The 19999-nt window shown below is 62.1% G+C and carries 24 protein-coding genes and 1 pseudogene; 8 read left to right on the top strand and 17 right to left on the bottom strand.

Translation table 11 applies throughout. From position 1 onward, the window contains the following. Positions 1–1033 (top strand): DUF7017 domain-containing protein (locus TP2_RS04340; RefSeq protein WP_206198309.1); only part of this gene is annotated, 1033 nt, incomplete at its 5' end. 39 nt (positions 1034–1072) lie between these two features. Here the strand turns inward: TP2_RS04340 and TP2_RS04335 are convergent. The 14 genes from TP2_RS04335 to TP2_RS04270 are packed head-to-tail and all read right to left on the bottom strand — an operon-like array spanning position 1073 to position 12367. Then, positions 1073–2098: a TrbL/VirB6 family protein gene (locus tag TP2_RS04335; protein ID WP_038073963.1), complete on the bottom strand. Its 1026-nt coding sequence runs from the start codon at positions 2096–2098 to the stop codon at positions 1073–1075. Next, complete coding sequence (locus tag TP2_RS04330; RefSeq protein ID WP_038073956.1) at positions 2098–2517, bottom strand: hypothetical protein; 420 nt, start codon at positions 2515–2517, stop codon at positions 2098–2100. The genes TP2_RS04335 and TP2_RS04330 overlap by 1 nt, the downstream gene beginning before the upstream one ends. Positions 2518–2532: 15 nt before the next feature. Then, positions 2533–3567, bottom strand: coding sequence for an ATPase, T2SS/T4P/T4SS family (locus TP2_RS04325; protein ID WP_038073953.1), 1035 nt, complete (start codon positions 3565–3567; stop codon positions 2533–2535). A 1-nt stretch (position 3568) separates the two neighbouring features. Next, positions 3569–4894, bottom strand: a complete 1326-nt coding sequence (locus TP2_RS04320; RefSeq protein WP_038073950.1) for a TraB/TrbI/VirB10 family type IV secretion system protein — start codon at positions 4892–4894, stop codon at positions 3569–3571. Beyond that, the gene (locus TP2_RS04315) at positions 4891–5592 is read right to left on the bottom strand and encodes a TrbG/VirB9 family P-type conjugative transfer protein (protein WP_157617035.1); all 702 of its coding nucleotides are present in this window, start codon (positions 5590–5592) and stop codon (positions 4891–4893) included. The genes TP2_RS04320 and TP2_RS04315 overlap by 4 nt, the downstream gene beginning before the upstream one ends. Continuing rightward, positions 5589–6236, bottom strand: coding sequence for a VirB8 family type IV secretion system protein (locus TP2_RS04310; protein WP_038073946.1), 648 nt, complete (start codon positions 6234–6236; stop codon positions 5589–5591). The genes TP2_RS04315 and TP2_RS04310 overlap by 4 nt, the downstream gene beginning before the upstream one ends. A 14-nt stretch (positions 6237–6250) precedes the next feature. Further along, positions 6251–7048 carry a type IV secretion system protein gene (locus tag TP2_RS04305; RefSeq protein WP_038073943.1) on the bottom strand — a complete coding sequence of 266 codons (798 nt, stop codon included), beginning with the start codon at positions 7046–7048 and terminating at the stop codon, positions 6251–6253. Continuing rightward, positions 7045–8211, bottom strand: a complete 1167-nt coding sequence (locus tag TP2_RS04300) for a lytic transglycosylase domain-containing protein (RefSeq protein WP_038073935.1) — start codon at positions 8209–8211, stop codon at positions 7045–7047. The genes TP2_RS04305 and TP2_RS04300 overlap by 4 nt, the downstream gene beginning before the upstream one ends. Positions 8212–8215: 4 nt before the next feature. After that, a complete protein-coding gene (locus TP2_RS04295; RefSeq protein WP_038073931.1) occupies positions 8216–8431 on the bottom strand; it encodes a hypothetical protein in 216 nt (71 codons plus the stop codon). Further along, complete coding sequence (locus tag TP2_RS04290; protein ID WP_038073923.1) at positions 8428–10812, bottom strand: VirB4 family type IV secretion/conjugal transfer ATPase; 2385 nt, start codon at positions 10810–10812, stop codon at positions 8428–8430. Before TP2_RS04290 ends, TP2_RS04295 begins: the two co-directional genes overlap by 4 nt. Next, a complete protein-coding gene (locus tag TP2_RS04285; protein WP_038073920.1) occupies positions 10802–11080 on the bottom strand; it encodes a VirB3 family type IV secretion system protein in 279 nt (92 codons plus the stop codon). The genes TP2_RS04290 and TP2_RS04285 overlap by 11 nt, the downstream gene beginning before the upstream one ends. 9 nt (positions 11081–11089) lie before the next feature. Continuing rightward, positions 11090–11404 carry a TrbC/VirB2 family protein gene (locus TP2_RS04280; protein WP_051692172.1) on the bottom strand — a complete coding sequence of 105 codons (315 nt, stop codon included), beginning with the start codon at positions 11402–11404 and terminating at the stop codon, positions 11090–11092. Further along, positions 11401–12084, bottom strand: a complete 684-nt coding sequence (locus TP2_RS04275) for a lytic transglycosylase domain-containing protein (RefSeq protein ID WP_038073917.1) — start codon at positions 12082–12084, stop codon at positions 11401–11403. The genes TP2_RS04280 and TP2_RS04275 overlap by 4 nt, the downstream gene beginning before the upstream one ends. After that, on the bottom strand, positions 12041–12367 hold the full coding sequence (locus TP2_RS04270) for a hypothetical protein (RefSeq protein ID WP_010138156.1): 327 nt from the start codon (positions 12365–12367) through the stop codon (positions 12041–12043). Before TP2_RS04270 ends, TP2_RS04275 begins: the two co-directional genes overlap by 44 nt. A 245-nt stretch (positions 12368–12612) precedes the next feature. Between TP2_RS04270 and TP2_RS04265 the strand changes: the two genes are divergently transcribed. From TP2_RS04265 to tnpC, 4 genes and pseudogenes are all read left to right on the top strand, one after another. Continuing rightward, positions 12613–12840, top strand: a complete 228-nt coding sequence (locus tag TP2_RS04265; RefSeq protein WP_038073990.1) for a hypothetical protein — start codon at positions 12613–12615, stop codon at positions 12838–12840. 197 nt (positions 12841–13037) lie between these two features. Next, positions 13038–13466: an IS66-like element accessory protein TnpA gene (gene tnpA / locus TP2_RS18860; RefSeq protein ID WP_038073915.1), complete on the top strand. Its 429-nt coding sequence runs from the start codon at positions 13038–13040 to the stop codon at positions 13464–13466. Next, positions 13463–13816, top strand: coding sequence for an IS66 family insertion sequence element accessory protein TnpB (tnpB, locus tag TP2_RS18855; protein WP_038073914.1), 354 nt, complete (start codon positions 13463–13465; stop codon positions 13814–13816). The genes tnpA and tnpB overlap by 4 nt, the downstream gene beginning before the upstream one ends. A 68-nt stretch (positions 13817–13884) precedes the next feature. Next, positions 13885–15450, top strand: a pseudogene (tnpC, locus tag TP2_RS04250) (IS66 family transposase). A 21-nt stretch (positions 15451–15471) separates the two neighbouring features. Here the strand turns inward: tnpC and TP2_RS04240 are convergent. The 3 genes from TP2_RS04240 to TP2_RS04230 are packed head-to-tail and all read right to left on the bottom strand — an operon-like array spanning position 15472 to position 17339. Next, positions 15472–16710: an SLC13 family permease gene (locus tag TP2_RS04240; protein WP_206198308.1), complete on the bottom strand. Its 1239-nt coding sequence runs from the start codon at positions 16708–16710 to the stop codon at positions 15472–15474. 33 nt (positions 16711–16743) lie between these two features. Beyond that, entirely contained in the window at positions 16744–17091 is a 348-nt protein-coding gene (locus TP2_RS18850; RefSeq protein ID WP_240473709.1) for a type II toxin-antitoxin system RelE/ParE family toxin, read from the bottom strand. Positions 17092–17096: 5 nt separating this feature from the next. Then, a complete protein-coding gene (locus TP2_RS04230; RefSeq protein WP_038073913.1) occupies positions 17097–17339 on the bottom strand; it encodes a type II toxin-antitoxin system ParD family antitoxin in 243 nt (80 codons plus the stop codon). A gap of 529 nt (positions 17340–17868) precedes the next feature. On the opposite strand from TP2_RS04230, the gene TP2_RS04220 reads away from it, so the two are divergent. The 3 genes from TP2_RS04220 (at position 17869) to TP2_RS04210 (ending at position 19955) form a co-directional block, all read left to right on the top strand. Then, positions 17869–18465 (top strand): hypothetical protein, encoded by a 597-nt coding sequence (locus TP2_RS04220; RefSeq protein ID WP_420804588.1) that lies wholly within the window; start codon positions 17869–17871, stop codon positions 18463–18465. A 236-nt stretch (positions 18466–18701) separates the two neighbouring features. Beyond that, positions 18702–19544: a hypothetical protein gene (locus tag TP2_RS04215; protein ID WP_038073897.1), complete on the top strand. Its 843-nt coding sequence runs from the start codon at positions 18702–18704 to the stop codon at positions 19542–19544. 150 nt (positions 19545–19694) lie between these two features. After that, positions 19695–19955 carry a helix-turn-helix domain-containing protein gene (locus TP2_RS04210; RefSeq protein WP_038073894.1) on the top strand — a complete coding sequence of 87 codons (261 nt, stop codon included), beginning with the start codon at positions 19695–19697 and terminating at the stop codon, positions 19953–19955. The last annotated feature ends 44 nt before the right edge of the window (positions 19956–19999 follow it).

The following is a 19999-nucleotide window of genomic DNA, read 5'->3' as shown; positions in this document are numbered from 1 at the left end:
CACCACCCGGTGGGACACTGCTCGGCGCTCGTGCTATGCCAAGGCCCTGAGCTGTTCACAGGACGATAACTTCGTAGGGAAGGTCCGCCTCAAGTTCGCGGCTCTGTTGGAAGAAAGCCACCCTGCCGAAGCCCGGTTCGAGGCAGAGCGAATGATTGCACACCGCGCCCGCGCCGGATACGCGATACCCCGCGAAGCACAGAGTCTTGTTGAAAGACTTTCTGCGGTGACGCCGAACACGACTGATCGCGCCTTCTATGGCAGCCTGAGCGATGCGGCGGAAGCTTTGCTTTTCTCGCACCTCCCGTGGACCGATGCGTGCCTCGGGGACGTTTTCACCATCGAGGGGCGAGATGGTCAGAAGCCTCGAAGGCGCCGCAGAATCTATGTGAAGGGGAATCCGTTCGCAATCGAGTTGAGCCTGCCCGACAGCCATCCGGACATCCGCAGGTTGGCCGAAGGAACGCCGATCAAGTTGCAATTAGAGACATCAAAGGCCGAGCCAAAGCGCACAATAATTCACCGGATCAGCCGCCGGGAAGACGGCACACCCATGGACATCATGCCCTTTCGGGTTGGTGTCATCGACCACATCAACCATGGAAAGTCTCTGCTTCACGTCATCGTAGCACGCGGCGTGGATGGAACTTGCCCAATCTCACTTTGCCCGTGGCAGGTGGAGATTGGAACCACCGTGGCAGTTCGTCTTTCCCAGCACCATTCGAAGAACGGCCTTCGCACGCGTATTCTCGAAATTGAACCCACCGAACAATCACCTTCTGCTGATGTCTGTCGCCCATTCCGCGAGGCAACGAACGTGACGCCGAGCGGGCTGGGGTTCACACTTGGAGATATCTTCATTCCTCCTCACATGATCACTGCTGAAGGGGTACAGGCGGGCGATATTGTGGAAGGCGTGGCTGTTGCAAGTTTCGATAAGAAGCGTGGGAAATGGGGGATGAAGGCGATCAAGGCGAAAGTTGTCGCGCGAAATCACTTCGACTTTGGAGGTGAAAACGATGACTGGGAATAGCCGCCGCAAAGCACAGAACTAGAGCAATTCTCCCTATGCTTATCTTCCCAATCGCTTTGCCCTCTCGGCCATCCTGACCACCTGCGCGCTCGCCGTCGCCGCGGCGCTCTTTACCGCAGCAGGAGCGTGTACAGTTCCACGTCCAATCGCCTCACCCGTCGTGAGCGCCCCTATCCGCGCCCTGCCCTGAACACCAGATGTGTTAGCCAGCCCTCGCAGTACCCCTGCGGACCCGCTGACAATCGCCGGTGCCGCCGCCACCATTAGGTTTCCCGAGATGCCGCGAACGATCAGGGGTGTTGCTGCTACAAATCCTTTGGCCAGGAACACCATGACGAAGAACGGCACCAGCGAGCCGATGTTGGTCGCGGAGTTCGGATCACCGATCTGGGCCAGCAGCGAATTCGCCATGCCGACGACGGTCGAGAACATGGCGGCTATGACGATGGGGTAGAAGGCGTAGCTGATCGTCGTCGAGACCCATCTGTGAAAAAAATCCTTGGTCGCGTCAAAGAGCGACAGTGCGATCATGATCGGAGCGAGGCCGAGCATGAGGGTCAGCATCATCTTGGCGAATATGAGCACGATGCCGGTCATGAAGCCAAGAAGGCTCAACAGAACGAGCCCTATGCCGCCCAAGATTGCACCTGTCATCCAGTTCAGGTTGCTGCCGATGGCGTTCAAGTATTGGCTGAACTCTGAAATGAGATCATCGAACTCGGCCGCGAAGTATGTGGCCCCCGCCCCTCCGCCGCCGACCGAGGAAATCAGTGCGCCCGCCACATAGTCGAGCCCACCAATGACTGCATTTGCGACAGCGTTGAAGTTGGCCCAGTTGAAAGCGAAGACCCCTATCAGCATCAGCTTGATCAGGTACCAGAAGAAACTTGCCCCATCCATGCTGCGGAACTGGAATGCCATGTTGATGCAGACGCCGATCAGCGAAAGCGTGACCATCAGCAGGACGATCGTGCCGGTATTGCTCGCCACGGCCCCGAACTGGGACTCGGCCGCATCGGCGAGGAAGCCGTCGGCGGTTCCAACCATCCAGCTGACGATGCTCATTACCAGTTGCCTTGCGCTTCGCAGATATCCTGGACGGCGCGGGCGATCTGGTTCTGTTCTTTGCGGAGGGCCAATTGGGCTTGAGTGTGCTCCGCTTGGGTGTTGCTCGCGAACTGTTCCTCGTACTCGGTCGAAGCGGCATCCCAAGACGGGAAGCGCACATCACAGCCGCAATCGCCACTTTCGTTGATCGCCTCCCATGACCGCAACTCGTAGAGACGCATCAACGTCAGCGCCTTGTAAGCTTCACGCGGATTGATTTCGTCCATCCAAGTCGGTCGCGCCGGACGTTCGTTGCAGATCCGGTACTGTTGAGGCGACATATCGACCGTGAGATCGTTTGAGATCGGAGGCGAAGTCTGCGCCACAAGTGGGCCCGCAAGGGCGGCAAGCATGACTGCGAGGACTGGTTTTCGCATCTGGGGGGTCCTTTTTTACTCAGCGGCAACGGAGGGGCTCTTGTTGACTCTGCCGTCGACCGTGTCGAGGTTCAAATCTGTGGTTTGACCCGGGAGAAAGAACTCGGTGATTCCGCGCGCGCCTTCATGGCGGCCTGCCTGAATGATCACGTCGATCGAGCCCTCAATATAATCGATCATGTCGGCATAGGTCATCGGCACATCCGTTTTCAGGGCGGCGATGGCGAGGCGGCGAACAGCAAGTTGTGGAGTCTCGGCATGGAGCGTAGTCAGCGATCCACCGTGGCCGGTGTTGATTGCCTCGAGAAACGTCATCGCCTCGCGCCCGCGGACTTCGCCCAGGACGATCCGGTCAGGTCGCATGCGAAGCGTTGAGGCCAAGAGCACATCGGCACTGCGGGCATCCGTGTCCCGGTCCGCGATCAACGTCACGGCATTGGGCTGCTCGGGGCGCAGCTCGGCCGCCTCCTCGATAGTGATGATCCGCTCTTCGGGCGCGATCAGCGAAAGGATCTTGCGCGCCGCGACCGTCTTGCCGGTCGATGTACCGCCCGAAACGATCATGTTGAGCTTGTTCTCGACGCAGAAGCGCAGCGCGGCGTCGATGTCGCCGGAGGCAACCACATCGCGCAGCGCGGCGTTTCGTTCGCGCCGCAGACCTTCGAGGCTGCGCTCCTTTCCATAGAGGAAGCCGAGCCGGATTGCCTCTAGCGGCAGGGAGGAGAAGAAGCGCAACGATATTGAAAACCCGCCCTCGACTGCCGGCGGCTGGATCACCTGCGCGCGGATCGGGCGATCTCGATATAGGATCGAGACCGAGACAATGGGCTTCTTCGTGCTGAGCGTCGTCGAGGCGGCCGAGGCGATCTGGTTGCCGAGGTCCTTGATCTCGGTTTGGCTCAGCGGGCTGCCTAGACCTCGCATGAAGTGATCGCCCTGGAATTCGCCCCAGACTTGTCCGTCGGGATTGATGCAGATCTCGATCGTGTCGTCGCGCAGGACCTCGGGGCCGAAACGGTCGAGCGACGCTTCCAGATAACTTGCAGCCATGTCAGAAAATCTCGAGGTCACGATCGACCATGACCGTGATCCGTGTACCCTGATCGACATGTATCACTGGCCGGATCGCCAGATAGTCCTGCATCACGCTTTGCGTGCTATCGCGCAGATCCGTGCCGACATCGCTCGCAACATCGGCCGCCGCCTCGCTGTCGATTTGACCCGCCGCAGCCGCAGGCAAGGCGCCGATCAAGGAGATCAGCGCGGCGGAGCCGAAGCGTTGCGCGAAACGGGTGTCGACAAACCCGGTGGTGCCAGTACGGCCGAGTTCGTCTCCACCGAAGGCGCTGATCTGCACGGTCTGATTATCGGGCAAGATGATCCTGTCCCATGCCACCATGACGCGTGATTGGGCGAGTGCGACATCGGAGCGGTAGCGCCCGATCAGCCGTGCGCCGCGCGGGATCAGGATACGCGTTCCATCGAAAGAATGGACGTCTTCCGAGACGATGGCGCGGATCGCGCCGGGCAGTGTGCTGTCGAGGGCCGTCTCTGTCACAGCCTGAATCATGGTGCCCTGAACAACCGTGTTCGATGGGTTCGCGATCACTTCGGCACGTGTCACCTGTGCTGGTTGCGCGCCCGAACGAACAAAGGCTTCATCTGCATTCAGACGCGCGGCTTCCAGCGTATTCTCCCTATCCGCACCCGCGCCCATCCCGGAGAACGCGATCATAGGAGACGCGATGCGCTCTGCGCGGGCCTCAGCTTCGGCTGCGCGCCGCCTTTCGAGTTCGGCCAGCCGCAATTCTTCTTCACTTGGTCCCAATGAGGTCGGCTCTGGTGGTGCAAGCCGTGCAAGTTCCAAGTCCATGCGGAGCTGATCCAATTCGCGATCCCGCTCTGTCAGCTGCCGCTCGAGGACACGCTGCGCCTCGGCGGATGCTTCCTGTAAGGTGGCAATTTGCGCCCTCAGGTCCGCAATCGCCTGCTCCGCCCCGCTATCCGCGGCCTCGGCCGGTCTTGCGCGCAGTTCCTCGAGTTCCGCTCTCAATGTCGCAAGACTTTCCATCAGCGCGAGTTCCGACTCGCTCGGGCCTGTGTCCGCAGGCGGGGCTTGGCTGGGCTCCGGGGCAGAAATTGGCGCCAGATCTCCGAATCCGGGGCCGCTGCTCTGGAACTCTTCCGGCGCGGCGGTCGCCATTGGCGCTTCTGCCGACGGCTGCAGGGCAGCCCACGCCAGACCACCTGCTGCCGCGATGCCGACGACTCCAAGGATCGCGGCAAGCGGCGCAGGCCGCTTGTTTGCCTTCGCTTTGCCTGTCGAACCTTCGAGAGCCGCGAGGCGCGCGGCGAGGTCTTCCGTACCTTCGGTCATGATGTGGCCTGTCCTGCGTCCTGGACGCAAATCACCTCTTCGCCAAGGCGAAGGACCCATTGCCGGTTGACGCCGGACACGCGGATGACGCCGTCACTCAAGGCCTGGCTGTTGACCGCGCGTTCCCTGCCGTTCGAATATCGGAAGATGGCGGGCACCGGCGCGTTCCGTGCAAACCGGAAATACGTGAAGGTACCATCATCCCAGATAGCCGTCGGCGTGAACTCTTCTCGGGCACTGACCGCATAATTCGCGTTCGGCGCATCGGACGCAACCGCCCTGGTGGGTTGCACGCGGTTTTCAGGATAGCGGAACTGCACGACATAATGCGGCGTCTCCCGGGCTTCGACGACATGGAAGTAGTAGGAACGGCGGTTGGTGTAGACGGTGATGTTAGTGGCGACGCCAGATGCTGTCGGCTTGATGGCGAAGGCACGGCCACCCGGGACACCGTCGAATTGAAACCCGACCGTATCGCCGGCGATGATCGAGCGGATGGTTTCACCCTCACCGAATTCGACTGTGGTGACGCGGGTCAGAGTCGTGACGACACGGTAAACCTGGCCTTCAGTCCAGGTCGCGATGCGCACGCGATTGTCATGAGAACCTGGGCGGGGCGTAGTTTCGGCCAAAGCAGTCGTTCCCGCGAACGCGAGAATACTGGCGGCCAGCAGCGCAGAGATTGGAGTGCGAGTCATTCGGAACGGTCCGATCGGATGGCATATTGGGTAACGGTGAAACCGAAAGGGTTTTGCCAGACATCGTCGATCGCGCGGGTCCGCTCGGGCCGGAACTCGAACATCAACGTGGCAGTGAACGATCCATCCTGTACCCCCTGCGGGCTTGTCAGGCGCTTTCTGAGCCGCACCTGGGCGCGGTTCTCGCCAATAAGGGTGATCGATGCGATCTCAACGGCCATCTCGGCCGCAGCCCCGTATCGCGTCGGCGGATAGTTCTCCTGACCCGATGTCCACATCGCGCGCATGCTGGCCTCGGCCGACCCGGAAGACTGTGCCAGGACACGGCGGACACGAAGATCGTTGTCGAGCTGGTTGTAGGTTTCGCGGTCGAGAATGTAGCGGTAGATTTGCCCTTCGATCACGGCAGGCCGTTCGGCGAGCGACACGGTTTCAACCGTGGCATTGGGGAGCGCCATCCCGGTGGCGGGATCGTATGGCACAACCACGGGAGGCGGCGTCTCGACCATCAGCGCGACAGCCGCAGCCGTCAAACAGCCGAATACGCCAAAGCCTGCCCCGGAAAGGCCGATCACTCGCCAAAGCTGTTCCCGGCGCAGGGCACCGTAGACAAGTTCCTCTTCCACGAGTTCGCGCGCAGTCATCACTCCTACCCCACTCACGGCTCAAGATCCGGCAAGGTGAAGTCCATGTAGCGGCGTTCTTCAGCAACGGTGGCGGCGTCAACCACGCCTGCATTGCCAGCGCCCAGGGTTTGGATCGCTTCCAGCTCCCACATCCGGGTCATGGCGATGGCGAGTTCCGCCGTGACGCGTGTGTTATGATCCATCGAGGCTTTGAGATCTTCCATGTCCGGGATCATCTCGACCAGACGTTCCACCCGTTCGAGAGACTGTTCCGCCTCTGCGTGGCTGTTCTGCGCCGCCGCCGACATTACAGCACCTGTGGTTGCCCGCGTGGCCACGCCTTCGGCGCCCGGATTGCCGCTGGTAGCGATTTCGCGGAGTGAATCCTCGTCGAACCCGGCGCTTGCCAGCGCCTGTTCCATCTGCGTGCGCATGGGCCCGGCATTGGGCCCGATGAGAGCGCTCCAATCACCCGCCTGGATGCCTCGGATCAGGCCGGGGATGTCTTCGAAGTTGGCCTCAAGCAAGGAGTCGAGGTCCCCGCCCATGGCAAGCCCGAGGATACTGCGCGGCCCGGTGAGCGAGGCATACATCTCGTTCAGCTGATCGAGCTGGCTTTGCAGCATGTCCAGTTGCTCCAACGCATTGTCCAGAAGATCCGTCTGGATCCCGAAATCCTGCAGCATCTGTTGAAGCTGGCGGATTTCCTGAGCAATGTTCTGAGTGTCCACCGTGGGCACACCCTGTGCCGCGACAGGTCCGGTGACATTGAGGGCAAGCGCGAGAGCAATGCTACCGGCGAAAAGGGAACGGGGCAGGCGCAGGTTCAACGCAAATCCTCCTGACTGAAATCCATGTATTGTCGCTCGGCAGCTTGCGCTGCCGCCAAGGCGATCTGCTCGGCGCTGAGTGGCTCGGTTCGGGCGGCCTTGATCCGGGTCCGGATTGCGACCAGCCGGGCCAGTTCGGCCCGGGCATAGGTGTTGAGCGCGATGGCCTCGTGGAGATCCTCGGTCTCACCAATGCGGGTGATGATGTCCTGAACCCGCAGGGCGGCGGCACGGACCGAGACCAGCGAATAGTCGCCATAGACCCCTGCGCCGTGGGCCGAGAGGCTGAAACTCGCGTTGGCGAGGAGCACAGGGTCGATGGTGCCGAGCGCATCGATGCCGCCCACGGCCGCGAGGTAGCTGTTGTACTGCTGCGGGATCACCACGACATAGTGCTGGGTTTCCGCGAAAGGCGGCACACCGCCATAATCCTGCACATTGCCAGGACCGGCGTTATAGGCGGCGAGCGCATGGATAATGTTGCCATCGAACATGTTCAGCATTTGTGCGAGGTATCGCGCACCGCCGGTGACCTGCAGATAGGGATCGTCGTAATAGGCCGGGTAGATCCCGAGATCGCCCGCGGTACCGGGCATGATCTGGGTAAGTCCGAAGGCCCCCACGGGTGAGCGTGCCCCGATCTGGAAACGACTTTCCTGCCAGATCAGCGCCTGCAAGAGACAGCGCCATTGCACGAGCGAAAGACCTGCGCGGCCGACCCCGGACAGACTATGGGTGTCGCGTGCCGCGCGGATGATCAGCTCCTCGATCCCCTCCCTGGCATCGCCGAACATCCGCGCTGCCGCTGGATTGGTGTCCTCGGGCGCATAAAGACTGGCGGCCGCGCTTTCGACGTCGTCTACCGCCCCCTGCCCCGCCTCGAGCCCCGCCACGGTTCCGGCCACGTCTCCAGCGCCAAGCGACATAGCATCCATCAGCCCTTCGAGGGAGGCGAGTTGCTGGCGCTCGATTTCGGCCAGTTCCTCCTCGCGGCTTAGCCGGTCCTGCTGCAGTGCCAGGTCCCGATCGGTCTGCTCAAGGATGGCCTGCCGCTCTGCGAAGAGGCGCAGATCGAAGGTCGGCACGCCTTGGGCGACCGCTGGCCCCGCCGTGGGACCTGCCAGTGCAAAGCCGATCATCGAGAGAGGAAGCCAGGTCCGCATTGGCTCAGCCGCCCGCCCCCAAGAGGACGAAATCGCAGGCCGTGTCGCGGCGCGTAACCTCCGCCCCCATGGTCGAGATCGTGGCGGTGGCGGTTCCTGCCTGCGCAGGCGCCTCGCGAAAACTGAAGCAGTTGGCTTGCGGGGCGTTATGCTGCGCACAGGCTGTCAGCGCCAGGCCGAGCCCGAGCAGCACGATGCTGCGAATGATGGTACGGGTCATGTCACTCTCCAGAAATCAGGACGTTCGCGATAATCGGCGCCGACAAGCGCTTCGCCCTTCTCCATTCCGCCAAGGATGGTCACGAGCGGGCCGAGCGCGCTGAGATCGGCATCGATCACGACGGAACCACGGTCGTCGCGTACAAGCGCGAGCCGCGAGGCCGAGCCGACGCCCAGAAGCACGTCGAGCTCTTTCTCGGTCAGGCCGAGCATCGCGTAGTCAGCGGCGGAAGCACGAATGTTGGGCAAGAGCACCTGAGTCGGCACCGCTTCCACGATGGTCTTGCCGGTGCGCGTGCGCTCGAGCTGGCTGGCATATTGCGTCATCATCACGACGACGGCGTTCTGCTTGCGGGCGGTCACCAGCCAGTTGCTGAGTCGCTCCGCAAAGTAGGCGTTGTCGAGAGCTTTCCATGCCTCGTCGATGACGATGATGGTGGGCTTGCGGTCCTCGATCACCCGCTCGACCCGACGGAAGAGGTAGGACAGGACCGCCATGCGTTCCCGCTCGCTCTCGGAATCGAGGATGCCGGTGAGGTCAAAGCCCGCGACGTCTCCATCGATGCTGAAACTGTCCTCGGCATTGGCCCCGAAGATCCAGCCGTAGCGACCCTCGGCCGTCCATTCCTGCATACGCTCGAAGAGATCGCCCTCGTCATCGGTCGAGACCAGCAGCGAGGCGAAATCCGACCAGTTCCGCAGGCCCGCATGTCCTGCGCTCGCGTTCTGGCGTACGACCTCCTGCAATCGGTTGGTCTGAATCGGGGTCAGCGGTCGATCGCGCCGCTCCAAGAGGCTCGCGAGCCAATCAGCAAGCCATGCCTGACCCCGCATGTCGATCTCGGTCTGCAGAGGATTGAGGCCCGTGGGCCGTCCGGCCCGCACGGTCGAATAGCTGCCGCCGAGCGCGCGGACGGCCATCTCCATGCCCGCGCGATAGTCAAATACGAAGACCCGCGCACCTGCCCGCCGTGCCATGGTCATAAGGAAGGCCGCCAGGACGGATTTACCGGAGCCGGGACGGCCCAGGATCAGCGTGTGGCCTCCCGTGGGCTCGCGATCCGGCGCGCCCTGTTCGTGGAAGTTGAAGCGAAAACCGCTGCGCTCGGGTGTCGGAAAGAGCGTGATCGGCACGCCCCAGGGGACTTGCCTACCAGTCTTGCCAAGCGGTGTGCGGTGAAAGGTGGCGAGATCGGCGAAGTTGTGGTTCGTGATTGCGGCCTTGCGGCTGCGCGCCCCTGTGTTCCCGGGATGCTGCGCCATGAAATGCGCCCGCGCCCCGAAGGCCTCCGAGATCAGGTTGATCCCGGAAGTGGCGGAGATGTTGCGGATTTCGGCTGCGATATCGTCAAGCGCCGTTTGGGTCCGGGCATAGACCGCCACAGTCATATGGTGTTCGCCGAAGATCAGGCGCTTCGATTCCAGATCGTCCTGCGCGAGTTCCAGTTCCTGAGCGAGACTGACGGCTCCGTCATTGGCGGCCTGCATTAGCCGCAGCTGCCGCTTGATCCGGCCCGCCATGATGTTGGCGTTGATCGGCACAAAAGAGTGCGTGACCACCATGTCGACGGGCAGATTCAACTCGTCGAGCATCAGGCTATCGGTCTTGGCCGGGTAGTTCTTCACCGCAAAGATCGCCCCGAGCTTGTCACCGACGGCACCGTCCGAGAGTGCGATGGTCGTGCCGCGGAAGGTGACGCGCGTATTGGCTACGTCCTCGGCGATCACACCGAGGCGCGACCGGAGGAAGAGCGGGTGCTCCTCGCCCGTGTTGAGTGAACCGAGGAAGCCCAGAAGCTCGCCGGTGCTTGCGGCCAGCAGGCGGGGCTTCAGCTCATCGAAGGAGGACAGCAGAAAGCCCACAACCTCGTCGAGCTTGCGCAAGCGGCGGGTGGTGTCGGCCGCATGTCGCGAGCGAGACGCCCCAAGTCCGAACGGCAAGCGGCTGCCGATCTCAGGTCGCTTCAGCACGGTCAGGGTCAGCGTCTTGTCGCGCAAGCCCGCGCGGCCGAGATGCGCGTGCCATCGTTTGTCGAGGGCAGCCGCAAACCCTTCGCCCGGAACGGGCGGCAGGGTCACATCGACCGCTTTCGAGACCTTGTGCAGGTAGAATGAGAACTCGGTCCCGACCTGCGCCACGATGCCAGCCAGCAACCCCCCGATCCGGTCCAGATGCCCGTCCTCGCTCGTGGTGCTGTTTACCCCTTCGAGGCGGATGCACTGCATCAGTTCGTTGCCGCGTGTCCGGATCGTTCGGTCGTTTACGAGGCTCACATAAGGCAGCATCATTGAGAGCCGCTTCTCGCCCTTGACCCATGCCGGCAGCGCGGTCAGCGGATCGATGGCGTTCTCAACCTCATCGGCAATTCCATCACGGGGCATAGCTGTCGCCTCCGTGCAGCTTGCGGTTCGTCGTGGGCGGGGTTTCCTGCAGGGTGATCACTAGGACATCGAGGAAGTTCGGATCCCAGTCTGCGGCCTTCCAGAGCGCCGGCCATGCCAGCCCCGCGAACACAGCCACCACCCAGTTCTGCACCCAGAGGAACAGAAGCGTCGAGCCGAAGAGCCAGACCATTGCGTACATGATCGGCAAGCCCATCAGCTTGGGTGGCCTGAGAAGACCGATGAACACGCGGGACTGGTCAGCCATGGATGGAGCTCAGGTGGTCCAGATGGCGGCGACGATGGTGGGTGCTGCGGCGATGCCCGCGATTGCAACCACGACCCAAAGCGCCTGACGAAAGTCGAGGATGCCAAAGAGCCAGGAAAGGAACACCCCGATCAGTGCGAGCGTGCCAATCACGATTCCCAAGGGACCGGTGATCGCATCGACAATGCCTTGAAGCAGGGTCTGTACCGGCGAGAGGTCGATGCTCTGTGCAAGCGCTGGACCCGCCAGCAAGATAAGGGCCATCGCGCCGGACGCGGTGATCGCCCGCGTGCGGAGCACGCTTTGACGTTTCCTCGATGTCATGAAAGATCTCCTCTGAGCCGCTCAAACACGGCAGTCACACGGGCCACATGCCCTTGGGTTTCTCGATAAGGGGGGATGCCGCCGTGGCGTGTGACCGCCTCAGGGCCAGCGTTGTACGCCGCAAGGGCCAGAGAGCCCTCGCCGAACTGCTCGAGCATCATCAGCAAGTAGCGGGCTGATCCGTCGAGGTTCTGCGCAATGTCATGTGGGTCCACGCCGAGGTCGCGGGCGGTATCCGGCATAAGCTGGCCAAGGCCTATGGCACCGACAGGGCTACGTGCAGCCGGATTGTATGCGCTCTCGACTTCGATATTGGCCCGGTAAAGGAGCGCCCAATCAGTGACTGAAAGCCCTGCGCGACGCAGCGCACCATGCCCGGCATACCGCAGAGCCGTGGTCTCGATCGCATGGAGGATTTCTGGGGTGGCGCGGGCGGCGGATCGAGCCGGGATCGCTGTCTCGCTCGTTGCGTCAGGAACGCGAGGTTCTGCGAAGAGAAAAAGGCGCCCGTTTGCCTCTTGAGAAGTGGAAATCAATTGGCCGTCTGGGCCAACCGAAAAGATGAAACCGTCGGCCAGGGCCGGGGGCGCGGAACAAACGCCTGTACCCAAAGCAACGACGAGCGCAGTCGCGCGGTCAGCTGCCTTTGACCGGAGGCGCGGCGTGGCGTTCGCGGCCACCTTCTTCAAGTGGGATGCTAGCGGTCGTACAGCCCATATCGGCCAGGAAACTGACAAGGCCAACGATGGTTTTGAAGTCGCGGAGCTTGAGGACGCTTCGGCTGGTGACGAGCATCTTATCGTCACGCCCATCAGTGGCGACGGCGCGGATGACCCACGAGCCGTACCAGCTGTTATGGCGCTTCTCTGCTCTCTCCTTGCAGACCACCTCAATGAGGTAGCCCTCGGCGAGCAAGCCGCGCAGTCCGTCTTCTGTAACCACATTCGGGGCTTCTTCTATCATGGCCTTCCCTTGGGTCCTTGTTCTGCCTGGGTGCAGTATCAGGCCCACGGGGTCGCAACACCGTGAGCGATACAAAACAACATTTATGATAGCAAGACAATAATAACGTATTGACGAAGTTCGCCTTGCTCCGATAACGGTGATAGCCGACAGAATGATAATCTTAAAGGCAGCAAAGGAGTTTTGCCGTGCGCTTGTTTATTGCGCGCAACGCACCGTTGCTGTTCGCGTTCCTGCTTGGAAGCATGCCGATAGCCGCGGCAGCAGATTGCGTACCTCCCGAACGACCGTTCTTGCCTCAGTCGCAAGAAGACATGCGTGCCTACGCCGATCTGCTGCGTTCTGATTTCGAGGGCTACATCGCCGACATCCAGGACTACTTCCGCTGTCTTGATGCCGAGCGTCAACGCGCGTTTCAGGAGGCACGCGAGGTCAGTGAAGACTATGGAAAACTGGTCGAGCTATTGGAATGAGGAAACGCATGGGCTTAACCGCCGTCGGGATCCTCGTAGTAGACGAGCGCGGGCATGTTGCAGCGCTGGTGCACAATGAGCAGGATGACTGCCGCGCCATCCGCCGCATCGAGCCGCTTGTAGGTAAGCGCCACGCCGTTTCCCTCCTGCCATGTTGAGTTCTGCTGTGAGAGTCCTGCTGCAGAGACGAGGCAGGATTGGACGGCAAAATGGGCGGCTACGCGGGCAGGGTTGAGGTTCTGGAAGGGCGATCTGGCCGCCGTCTTCGGAGCGAGGCTGAACGGGCCCGGATCGCTGCCGAGAGCCTGGTGCCCGGGGCAAGGGTTTCGGACGTGGCCCGTCGGCACGGGGTGACGCGCTGGCAGGTCTATGATTGGCGCAAGAAGCTGGCGTCTGGCCAGCTTGCGCTTGCTGCCGAGACGGGGGCTGAGCCGATGTTCGCGGCGCTTGTCGTTGATCCACCTTCCACGCCGACGGCCGATGGGCGCGACGGTTTGGTGCGGAGTCAGGCGCGGTCGTGCCGGATCGAGCTGGAATTGGATGGTGTCATCCTGCGGGTGCGTTCCGATATTGACGAGACCCAGCTGACCCGGACGATCCGTGCCGTCCGGGCAGCGTCGCAATGATCTCGCCGAGCGGCGACCTGCGCGTCTACGTTGCCACGCGCCCGATCGACTTCCGCGAAGGCATCGACGGGCTGGCGCTGGCCATCCAGGAGATGCTGGGCCTCGATCCGTTCAGCGGCGCGGCCTTCGTGTTCCGGGCCAAGCGCGCGGACCGGATCAAGGTGTTGGTCTGGGACCAGACTGGCATTGCCCTGGTTCACAAGCGGCTCGAGGGGGCGAAGTTCGTCTGGCCCCGGGTGCAGGACGGCGTGATGAAGATGTCTCCGGCCCAGTTTGCCGCCCTGTTCGAGGGCCTCGACTGGCGGCTTGTCCGTCCCGAGCGTGTCCGGCGGCCTGAACTGGCGGGATAGCTGCGGCTGAATGACTCGGGCGCTCTTTGGCGATGGCGGCGCCAGGGGCCATGTGCCAGACCCCGGTCATGACCGACACTGCCCTGGCCGAAGAGAATGCTCGCCTGAAGGCTCGCCTCGCGGAAACCGAGGCGGCGCTGGCGGATGCGGTCGAGGCCCAGCGGCGGCTGGAGAGCATCGTCGGCGAGTTGCGCCGCGAGAAGTTCGGCCCCCGGTCGGAGAAGCTCGACCCCGAGCAGTTCAACCTGCCGCTCGAGGATGTCGAGGTCGCGCAGGGCGTCCTGGAGGCGGCGCAGGAGAGGGCGCGGCGCGCGCTGAAGGGAGACCGCCCCGCCGAGCGCCGCACCCCCAACCGCAACCGCGGTCATCTTCAAAAGCATCTGCCCCATGTCGAGCGGGTCATGGAGCCTGCGAGCACGCTGTGTCCCTGTGGGTGCGGTGAGATGGCCAGGATCGGCGAAGACGTCTCCGAACGTCTCGATGTCGTGCCCGCCCAACTGCGCGTGCTCGTCACGCGGCGCCCCAAATATGCCTGCCGACGCTGCTCCGCCGCGGTGGCCCAGGCCCATGCACCGGAGCATGTCGTGCCCGGCGGCCTGCCCACCGAGGCGCTGATCGCCCAGGTCATGGTGGCGAAGTTCGGTGACCATCTCCCGTTTTACCGTCAGGCCGAGATCTACACCCGGCAGGGGATCACGCTGGACCGGGCGACGCTCGGTAACTGGGTCGGGCGCGCCTGCTTCCATCTGCGTCCGATCGTCGATCATCTCCGCGAATGCCTGAAACGTGCAGACCGGATCTTCATGGACGAGACCCGGGCGCCGGTGCTCGATCCCGGGCGACGAAGAACCAAGACCGGCTACTTCTGGGCCGTCGTCTCCGATGATCGCGGGCATGGGAGCACCAGTCCGCCCGTGGTGATGTTCCACTACGCGCCGGGGCGCGGTGCCGTGCATGCGCTCCGCTTCCTCAAGGGGTATCGGGGACAGTTCGTTCGATGCGACGGCTATGAAGTCTATGACAAGCTGACCAAGGTGGACCGGGCGGAGGGGCCGTGGACGCTCGTCCATTGCTGGACGCATGCGCGCCGGCGGTTCGTGAAGCGGCTGGAAAAGGACGGATCGCCGGTCGCCGAGGAAGCCCTGCGCCAGATCGCCGAACTCTATGCCATCGAGAAGACGGTGCACGGCGCGGCGCCCGATGTCCGCCTCGCGGCACGACAGACCCTCTCGGCCCCCATCATCGCCGCCTTCAAACCGTGACTCGAGGCACAACTCTCGCGCATTCCCCGATCCTCTAAACTGGCTGAAGACATCCGCTACACGCTGGCGCGCTGGCCGGGCCTCACCCGCTTCCTCGAGGATGGCCGTCTGGAACTGGACACCAATCCCGTCGAAAACCAGATCCGGAAGATCGCGTTGACCCGGAAAAACGCCCTCTTCGCGGGGCACGAGGTCGGAGCGGAGAACTGGGCCATGCTCGCCAGCCTCATTGCCAACTGCAAGATGAGCGATGTCGACCCGGTCAGCTATCTCGCCGACACCCTGCGTGCGTTGCTCGACGGGCATCCCAAGAGCCGCATCGACGAGCTCATGCCGTGGAACTTCACCACCGCGTCAAGCCTCGCCGCATAGGGCTACGCTGCTTCATGCTCCTTATCCCGGCAGGCACAAGCGGACGAGAAGCGCCAGGATCAAAGCGGGAGGCATGACCCGCAGTCCGACCCCCAGGAACTGGCCCGCCGAGACTCTCAACCCGGACCGGCGAAGGGTCGCGAGCCACAGCAACGTGGCAAGGGAGCCGGTCACCGACAGGTTGGGCCCGATATCCACGCCGATCAGCAGGCAATCCCGCACGAGATGCCCGAGGTCGCCGGCGGTCGCAGCCGCTGCGGCGGCCAGCCCGACGGGTAGGTTGTTGGCAAGGTTGCTCGCGATGCCGACCACGATTCCGCTCAGCCCCGCGGTTGTCCGCGGCGACGTTGCGGACATCTGCCCGAGCCATTGGCCCAGAGTCGACAAGAGCCCGATCCGGTCCAGCACGGCGACCAGCACGAAAAGCCCGGCTACCAGCGGCAGCACGCCCCATGTCAGGTGCCGCAACAGGGGCAAGGGCGACCGCCGGGTGGCAATCGCTACCAACAATGCCACCGTGGTTCCGGCACCGAGCGTCGCAAGCCCCAGCCTGCCGCCCAGGGCCGAGACCGTGACCAGCAGCACCGCCGACAGGCCCAAGCCCGTCGCCGCAACCCATCCGCCCCGTGAAAGCTCTGGCACCTCGGGCGTGGCGGGCCTTGTTCCCAGGTCGTCACGCATCGCCCAGAGAAGGCAGAGATAGCTGGCCGCGATCGCGGCGAGGGCGGGCAGCCCGAGCCGCCCGAGCCACAGGCCCAGCGGTGGCAGGACGCCGTGGTAGAGCACGAGATTCGCAGGGTTCGAGATCGGCAGGGCGAAACTCGCCGCATTGGCGACGATGGCGCAGCCGAAAAGATAGGGCAAAGGCGGCACGCGCGCATGGCGCGTCACCGCGAGGACGGCAGGCGTCAGCACGACCACGGTCGTGTCGTTCGACAGGAAGACCGTGACGCCCGTGCCGACCAGATAGAGGATGAGGAACAGGCGCCGCGCGGACCCCGCCGCCGCATGCACCGCTCGGGCGGCGAGATGATCGAAAAGGCCCTCGCGCCCGGCGACTTCGGCCAAAAGCATCATGCCGACCAGAAAGGCGTAGACCTCACGCGCTTCACCAACGGCATGTAGGGCGTCGGGGAGCGGCAGCGCGCCCACAAGAACCGCCGTTGCGGCGCCGATCACCGCGAAGATCCAGTCGGGCCAGTCGAAAGGGCGCAGGATCACGCCCGCGGTTGCAAGAGCGGCAATACAGAGACCGATCACCTCCACCGTCATCAAATTGCCCAACGCATCAAATCATTCCCGCTGATCTCCGGTGGCGTCAAAGCAATGGCTGATCTGCGGAAAGCTGTCGATGCCCCAAGGGCACAGGCGGTCGTTGCGGCAACAAGAAGCGCTCAGAAGGGTATCAACCGAGCGCTTACGCTTGTAGAAGATCACGTGACGCTGGCAGTTGACGGATCGCATCCCCGGGACGAAGAGACGCCTGTCCCGACCCCGGTCGGGATCCCCGGTGATTTGCTCGAAGGCGGTGACCAACTGGCGGTAATAGACGAGCCATTGGTCCCTACCCCAGGTCTCGACGGTGTGGGCACGGATCTCTTCAAGGTCGGACCTGGCCCGACCGGAAAGTCGAATAGTCATGCGGGTCAGCGATCAAACGCATCCGGTTCGAAGGCTTGGGCATCGAACTCGGTGAAGTCTCCATTTTCGGCCAGGGTGGCTGCCTCCTCGAGGTCGGCCTTGAGCGCATAGAACTGCCGGGCACCATCCCACTCCATCAGCATCCTCACGCCGGCGCGCACGACTTCGCTCAGATTGGCGTAAGCGCCGGACTCGATCTGCGCCTGCACATATTTCTGCATCGGTTCGGTCAGGTGGACGTTTGGCATCGGACTCTCCTATCCATATTCAATCGTATCAGATTCTGCCATAAATCTTCAAGCGCATGTTCGATCCCAACATAGGCCTCAACCCAGGATCGTTGCTCCACCCGCCCTTCTGTTCCCGGAATTCAGCCGGGGAACCAAGCGCGACAGTTTTCCGATACTGCCCGTCCCGAGACCATGAGCGCTGCTACAGGTCGTTTGACGGGCTCATGCGGTCTGTTCTTCCGTGACCGCTTTCGTAGCCGCATGGAAACAGCACATTTTCTTTTTTTGTAAGTGTTTGTTTGGCAATGGACGTGAAAGGAGGCCGCAATTTTGGCCACTTTCAAGACACCACAAGAGCCCAAACCGGCGTCAGATCTTGGAAGCGGTCTCGCGACACAAGCGAACAATCGCAGGTCACTATCAATCAAATCTCCTTGCTATCATTAATGTTGTTTCGTATCGCTGCACCATTATAGATGGAGTCGGCATCATGAAGCACGTGATCCACGGCGTGGCCACTGCCACGGCAATAAGCATATCCGGACTAATGGCCTCGTCCGGTCCGGCTCAGGCCTATCAGGTGGACTGTGCAATCCTCCTCTGCCTTGCGGGGGGCTGGCCTGCCTCCGCGCCCTGCGCGCATGCTAGAGCGGTCTTCATTCGGCGGATCACGCCATGGCCGATCGAACCGCCCTTGCAAATCTGGCGGTGTCCGATGGGTGTGTCGTTCAAAGATCCCAGCCCAATGTCGCCCATGGAACGCCTTTATGACATCACGTTCCGCGATCCGCCCGAACCGCAGGAATCGACTCCAATCCCCCTTGTCCGCGTCCAGGCGGATGAACAAGCAGACATCGACATCTCTGGCGACGCCTTTGACTTCGTGCGCAGCATTCGCGTCTATCACATCCAGTATCGCCAGCACGAAAACCGAGATGGCGACTGCAATCGCAGCGACTCGACGCGATTGGGGTCCTACGGCGTGCAGGGCGACTACCGATGGACAAGATCCACCGTGGGCCAGGTGCCAGCCGCATCCGGCCTGAGCATTCCGAATGGATGTGGCAGCTACTTCTACCGTTCCGTCTTCGTCGACTGGCGCGATCACGCCGGGAACTATGGTTCTGAAGAAGTTCGCTACTGACAAAATCTGCGCGCGGTTTTGCCGCGCGCGTCATCTCAACCCCGCACGGGAGGCTGTGCAAAACCCCTGAAAAGGAGACGACGCCAGACCGTGAAGCCTGACGCCGTGCTAGAAAACTCCGTGAACAAGAGTTTCCTAGCGCACCGCCAAGACACCCGCAACCAGCAAAGTTGTTTTGCTGGCAAGAATGTTGTTGTCTCACGACATGGCGTCGGATCTCCAAGGAGACCTCGACCATGGAACCTACGACCGGCCTGATCCTGCGGCGGATTACGCAGACAAATCTCTCTGTTGCAGCGCACAAGCTTGCTACCCTCATCCTCGACGCCATCGCCTGGAAGGATGGCTACAACGGTTTGTCGCGCGGAACGGCAGCCTTCACCCTCTCGGCCCTGGCGGAGAAGATGGGTGTTTCACGACAATATCTTTCGGTTCTTTTGAGCGAACTTGAGACGTCGGAGTTGCAGCTCGAGCGGGCAAAGCCGAATGGAAAGTTCGCGCCCTGGATCTTTCGGTTTTCCGCCTTCGACGAGGAGAGTGAAACCCATGATCTCGTGTCAGGTGAAGGCGACACATCACTATCTAGAGATAATAATAACAAAACTATCTTCTCAGGACTGATCGACATCACCGCGAGTTCGAACGTTTTCCAGACCAGTTGGGCGGAGCTCATCAAAGCAGCGAAGGCCACGTTGCCCTGCTGGAACATCGACACCCAAGTCATCTGGGATCGCTTCCTCGCCTTCAACCGGTCCCGAGGCAACGGTAGGGTGCCGGCCGGCTTCCTGCTTGGCTTCATGCGCCGATGGCGAAATTCGTGGGGAACTCCAACTCGTCCCGCGGTCAAGCCGCCCGCGAGACCAATAGCGGATCCCAAAGAGCGCGAATTGCTGAGACAGATGCAAGCCGCACCAACTGCGAACCGCCAGTTCCACGCGTCCGACTTGTGTCGCTTGATCGGACACGCTGCCTATGAAGCGCGGGTACTCGATGTGATCCGCAAGTTTGGGTGCCAGAGGTTTTCAGCAACTTTGGCAGTGCACGGAAGTGCAGTGTTGGCAGGGGAGATAACCAGGTGAAGAGGATTCAACCCTCCTCACCGATTGGGAAGGTATAGGGAACGATTGAAAGTTGGCGCAGTCAAAGTGAACGACTGATTGGCAACATAGATATTTGACATATCATTATGCATGATCTAGGTAGCGAATATCCCATTCAGGATATGCCTCATGATCACCGGCCCCCAGATGCGCGCGGCGCGCGCCCTTCTCGGTATCGACCAGAAAACTCTGGCCGAACTGTCCGGGCTGTCCGTCCCGACCATTCAGCGCATGGAGGCCAGCGCCGGCAACGTGCGCGGCGTGGTCGACAGCCTGACCAAGGTCGTCACGGCGCTGCAACTCGCCGGTGTCGAACTGATCGGTGAAGGCACCCCCAGCACGGCAGGCGGACGCGGCGTTCGCCTGAAATCTCCACCCCCGGAAAACTGACCATATTTCGCGACGGCGACCGCCGACGACATGCCGACGATCCC

Source organism: Thioclava pacifica DSM 10166 (genome assembly GCF_000714535.1).
Lineage (GTDB): Bacteria > Pseudomonadota > Alphaproteobacteria > Rhodobacterales > Rhodobacteraceae > Thioclava > Thioclava pacifica.
The sequence above is the reverse complement of the archived record's forward strand: the minus strand, read 5'-3'. Positions and strand labels throughout refer to the sequence as shown.

What these genes read in the sequence shown, in the direction of transcription:
- TP2_RS04310 (WP_038073946.1), bottom strand. Translation starts at nt 6,236, where the DNA reads ATGACTGCGCGCGAACTCGTGGAAGAGGAACTTGTCTACGGTGCCCTG.
- TP2_RS04300 (WP_038073935.1), bottom strand. Translation starts at nt 8,211, where the DNA reads ATGCGGACCTGGCTTCCTCTCTCGATGATCGGCTTTGCACTGGCAGGT.
- TP2_RS04290 (WP_038073923.1), bottom strand. Translation starts at nt 10,812, where the DNA reads ATGCCCCGTGATGGAATTGCCGATGAGGTTGAGAACGCCATCGATCCG.
- TP2_RS18850 (WP_240473709.1), bottom strand. Translation starts at nt 17,091, where the DNA reads ATGACTATTCGACTTTCCGGTCGGGCCAGGTCCGACCTTGAAGAGATC.
- TP2_RS04335 (WP_038073963.1), bottom strand. Translation starts at nt 2,098, where the DNA reads ATGAGCATCGTCAGCTGGATGGTTGGAACCGCCGACGGCTTCCTCGCC.
- TP2_RS04295 (WP_038073931.1), bottom strand. Translation starts at nt 8,431, where the DNA reads ATGACCCGTACCATCATTCGCAGCATCGTGCTGCTCGGGCTCGGCCTG.
- TP2_RS04320 (WP_038073950.1), bottom strand. Translation starts at nt 4,894, where the DNA reads ATGACCGAAGGTACGGAAGACCTCGCCGCGCGCCTCGCGGCTCTCGAA.
- TP2_RS04220 (WP_420804588.1), top strand. Translation starts at nt 17,869, where the DNA reads ATGGCCTCGTCCGGTCCGGCTCAGGCCTATCAGGTGGACTGTGCAATC.
- TP2_RS04315 (WP_157617035.1), bottom strand. Translation starts at nt 5,592, where the DNA reads ATGACTCGCACTCCAATCTCTGCGCTGCTGGCCGCCAGTATTCTCGCG.
- TP2_RS04285 (WP_038073920.1), bottom strand. Translation starts at nt 11,080, where the DNA reads ATGGCTGACCAGTCCCGCGTGTTCATCGGTCTTCTCAGGCCACCCAAG.
- TP2_RS04325 (WP_038073953.1), bottom strand. Translation starts at nt 3,567, where the DNA reads ATGGCTGCAAGTTATCTGGAAGCGTCGCTCGACCGTTTCGGCCCCGAG.
- tnpB (WP_038073914.1), top strand. Translation starts at nt 13,463, where the DNA reads ATGATCTCGCCGAGCGGCGACCTGCGCGTCTACGTTGCCACGCGCCCG.
- TP2_RS04270 (WP_010138156.1), bottom strand. Translation starts at nt 12,367, where the DNA reads ATGATAGAAGAAGCCCCGAATGTGGTTACAGAAGACGGACTGCGCGGC.
- TP2_RS04280 (WP_051692172.1), bottom strand. Translation starts at nt 11,404, where the DNA reads ATGACATCGAGGAAACGTCAAAGCGTGCTCCGCACGCGGGCGATCACC.
- TP2_RS04330 (WP_038073956.1), bottom strand. Translation starts at nt 2,517, where the DNA reads ATGCGAAAACCAGTCCTCGCAGTCATGCTTGCCGCCCTTGCGGGCCCA.
- TP2_RS04265 (WP_038073990.1), top strand. Translation starts at nt 12,613, where the DNA reads ATGCCGATAGCCGCGGCAGCAGATTGCGTACCTCCCGAACGACCGTTC.
- TP2_RS04215 (WP_038073897.1), top strand. Translation starts at nt 18,702, where the DNA reads ATGGAACCTACGACCGGCCTGATCCTGCGGCGGATTACGCAGACAAAT.
- TP2_RS04230 (WP_038073913.1), bottom strand. Translation starts at nt 17,339, where the DNA reads ATGCCAAACGTCCACCTGACCGAACCGATGCAGAAATATGTGCAGGCG.
- TP2_RS04210 (WP_038073894.1), top strand. Translation starts at nt 19,695, where the DNA reads ATGATCACCGGCCCCCAGATGCGCGCGGCGCGCGCCCTTCTCGGTATC.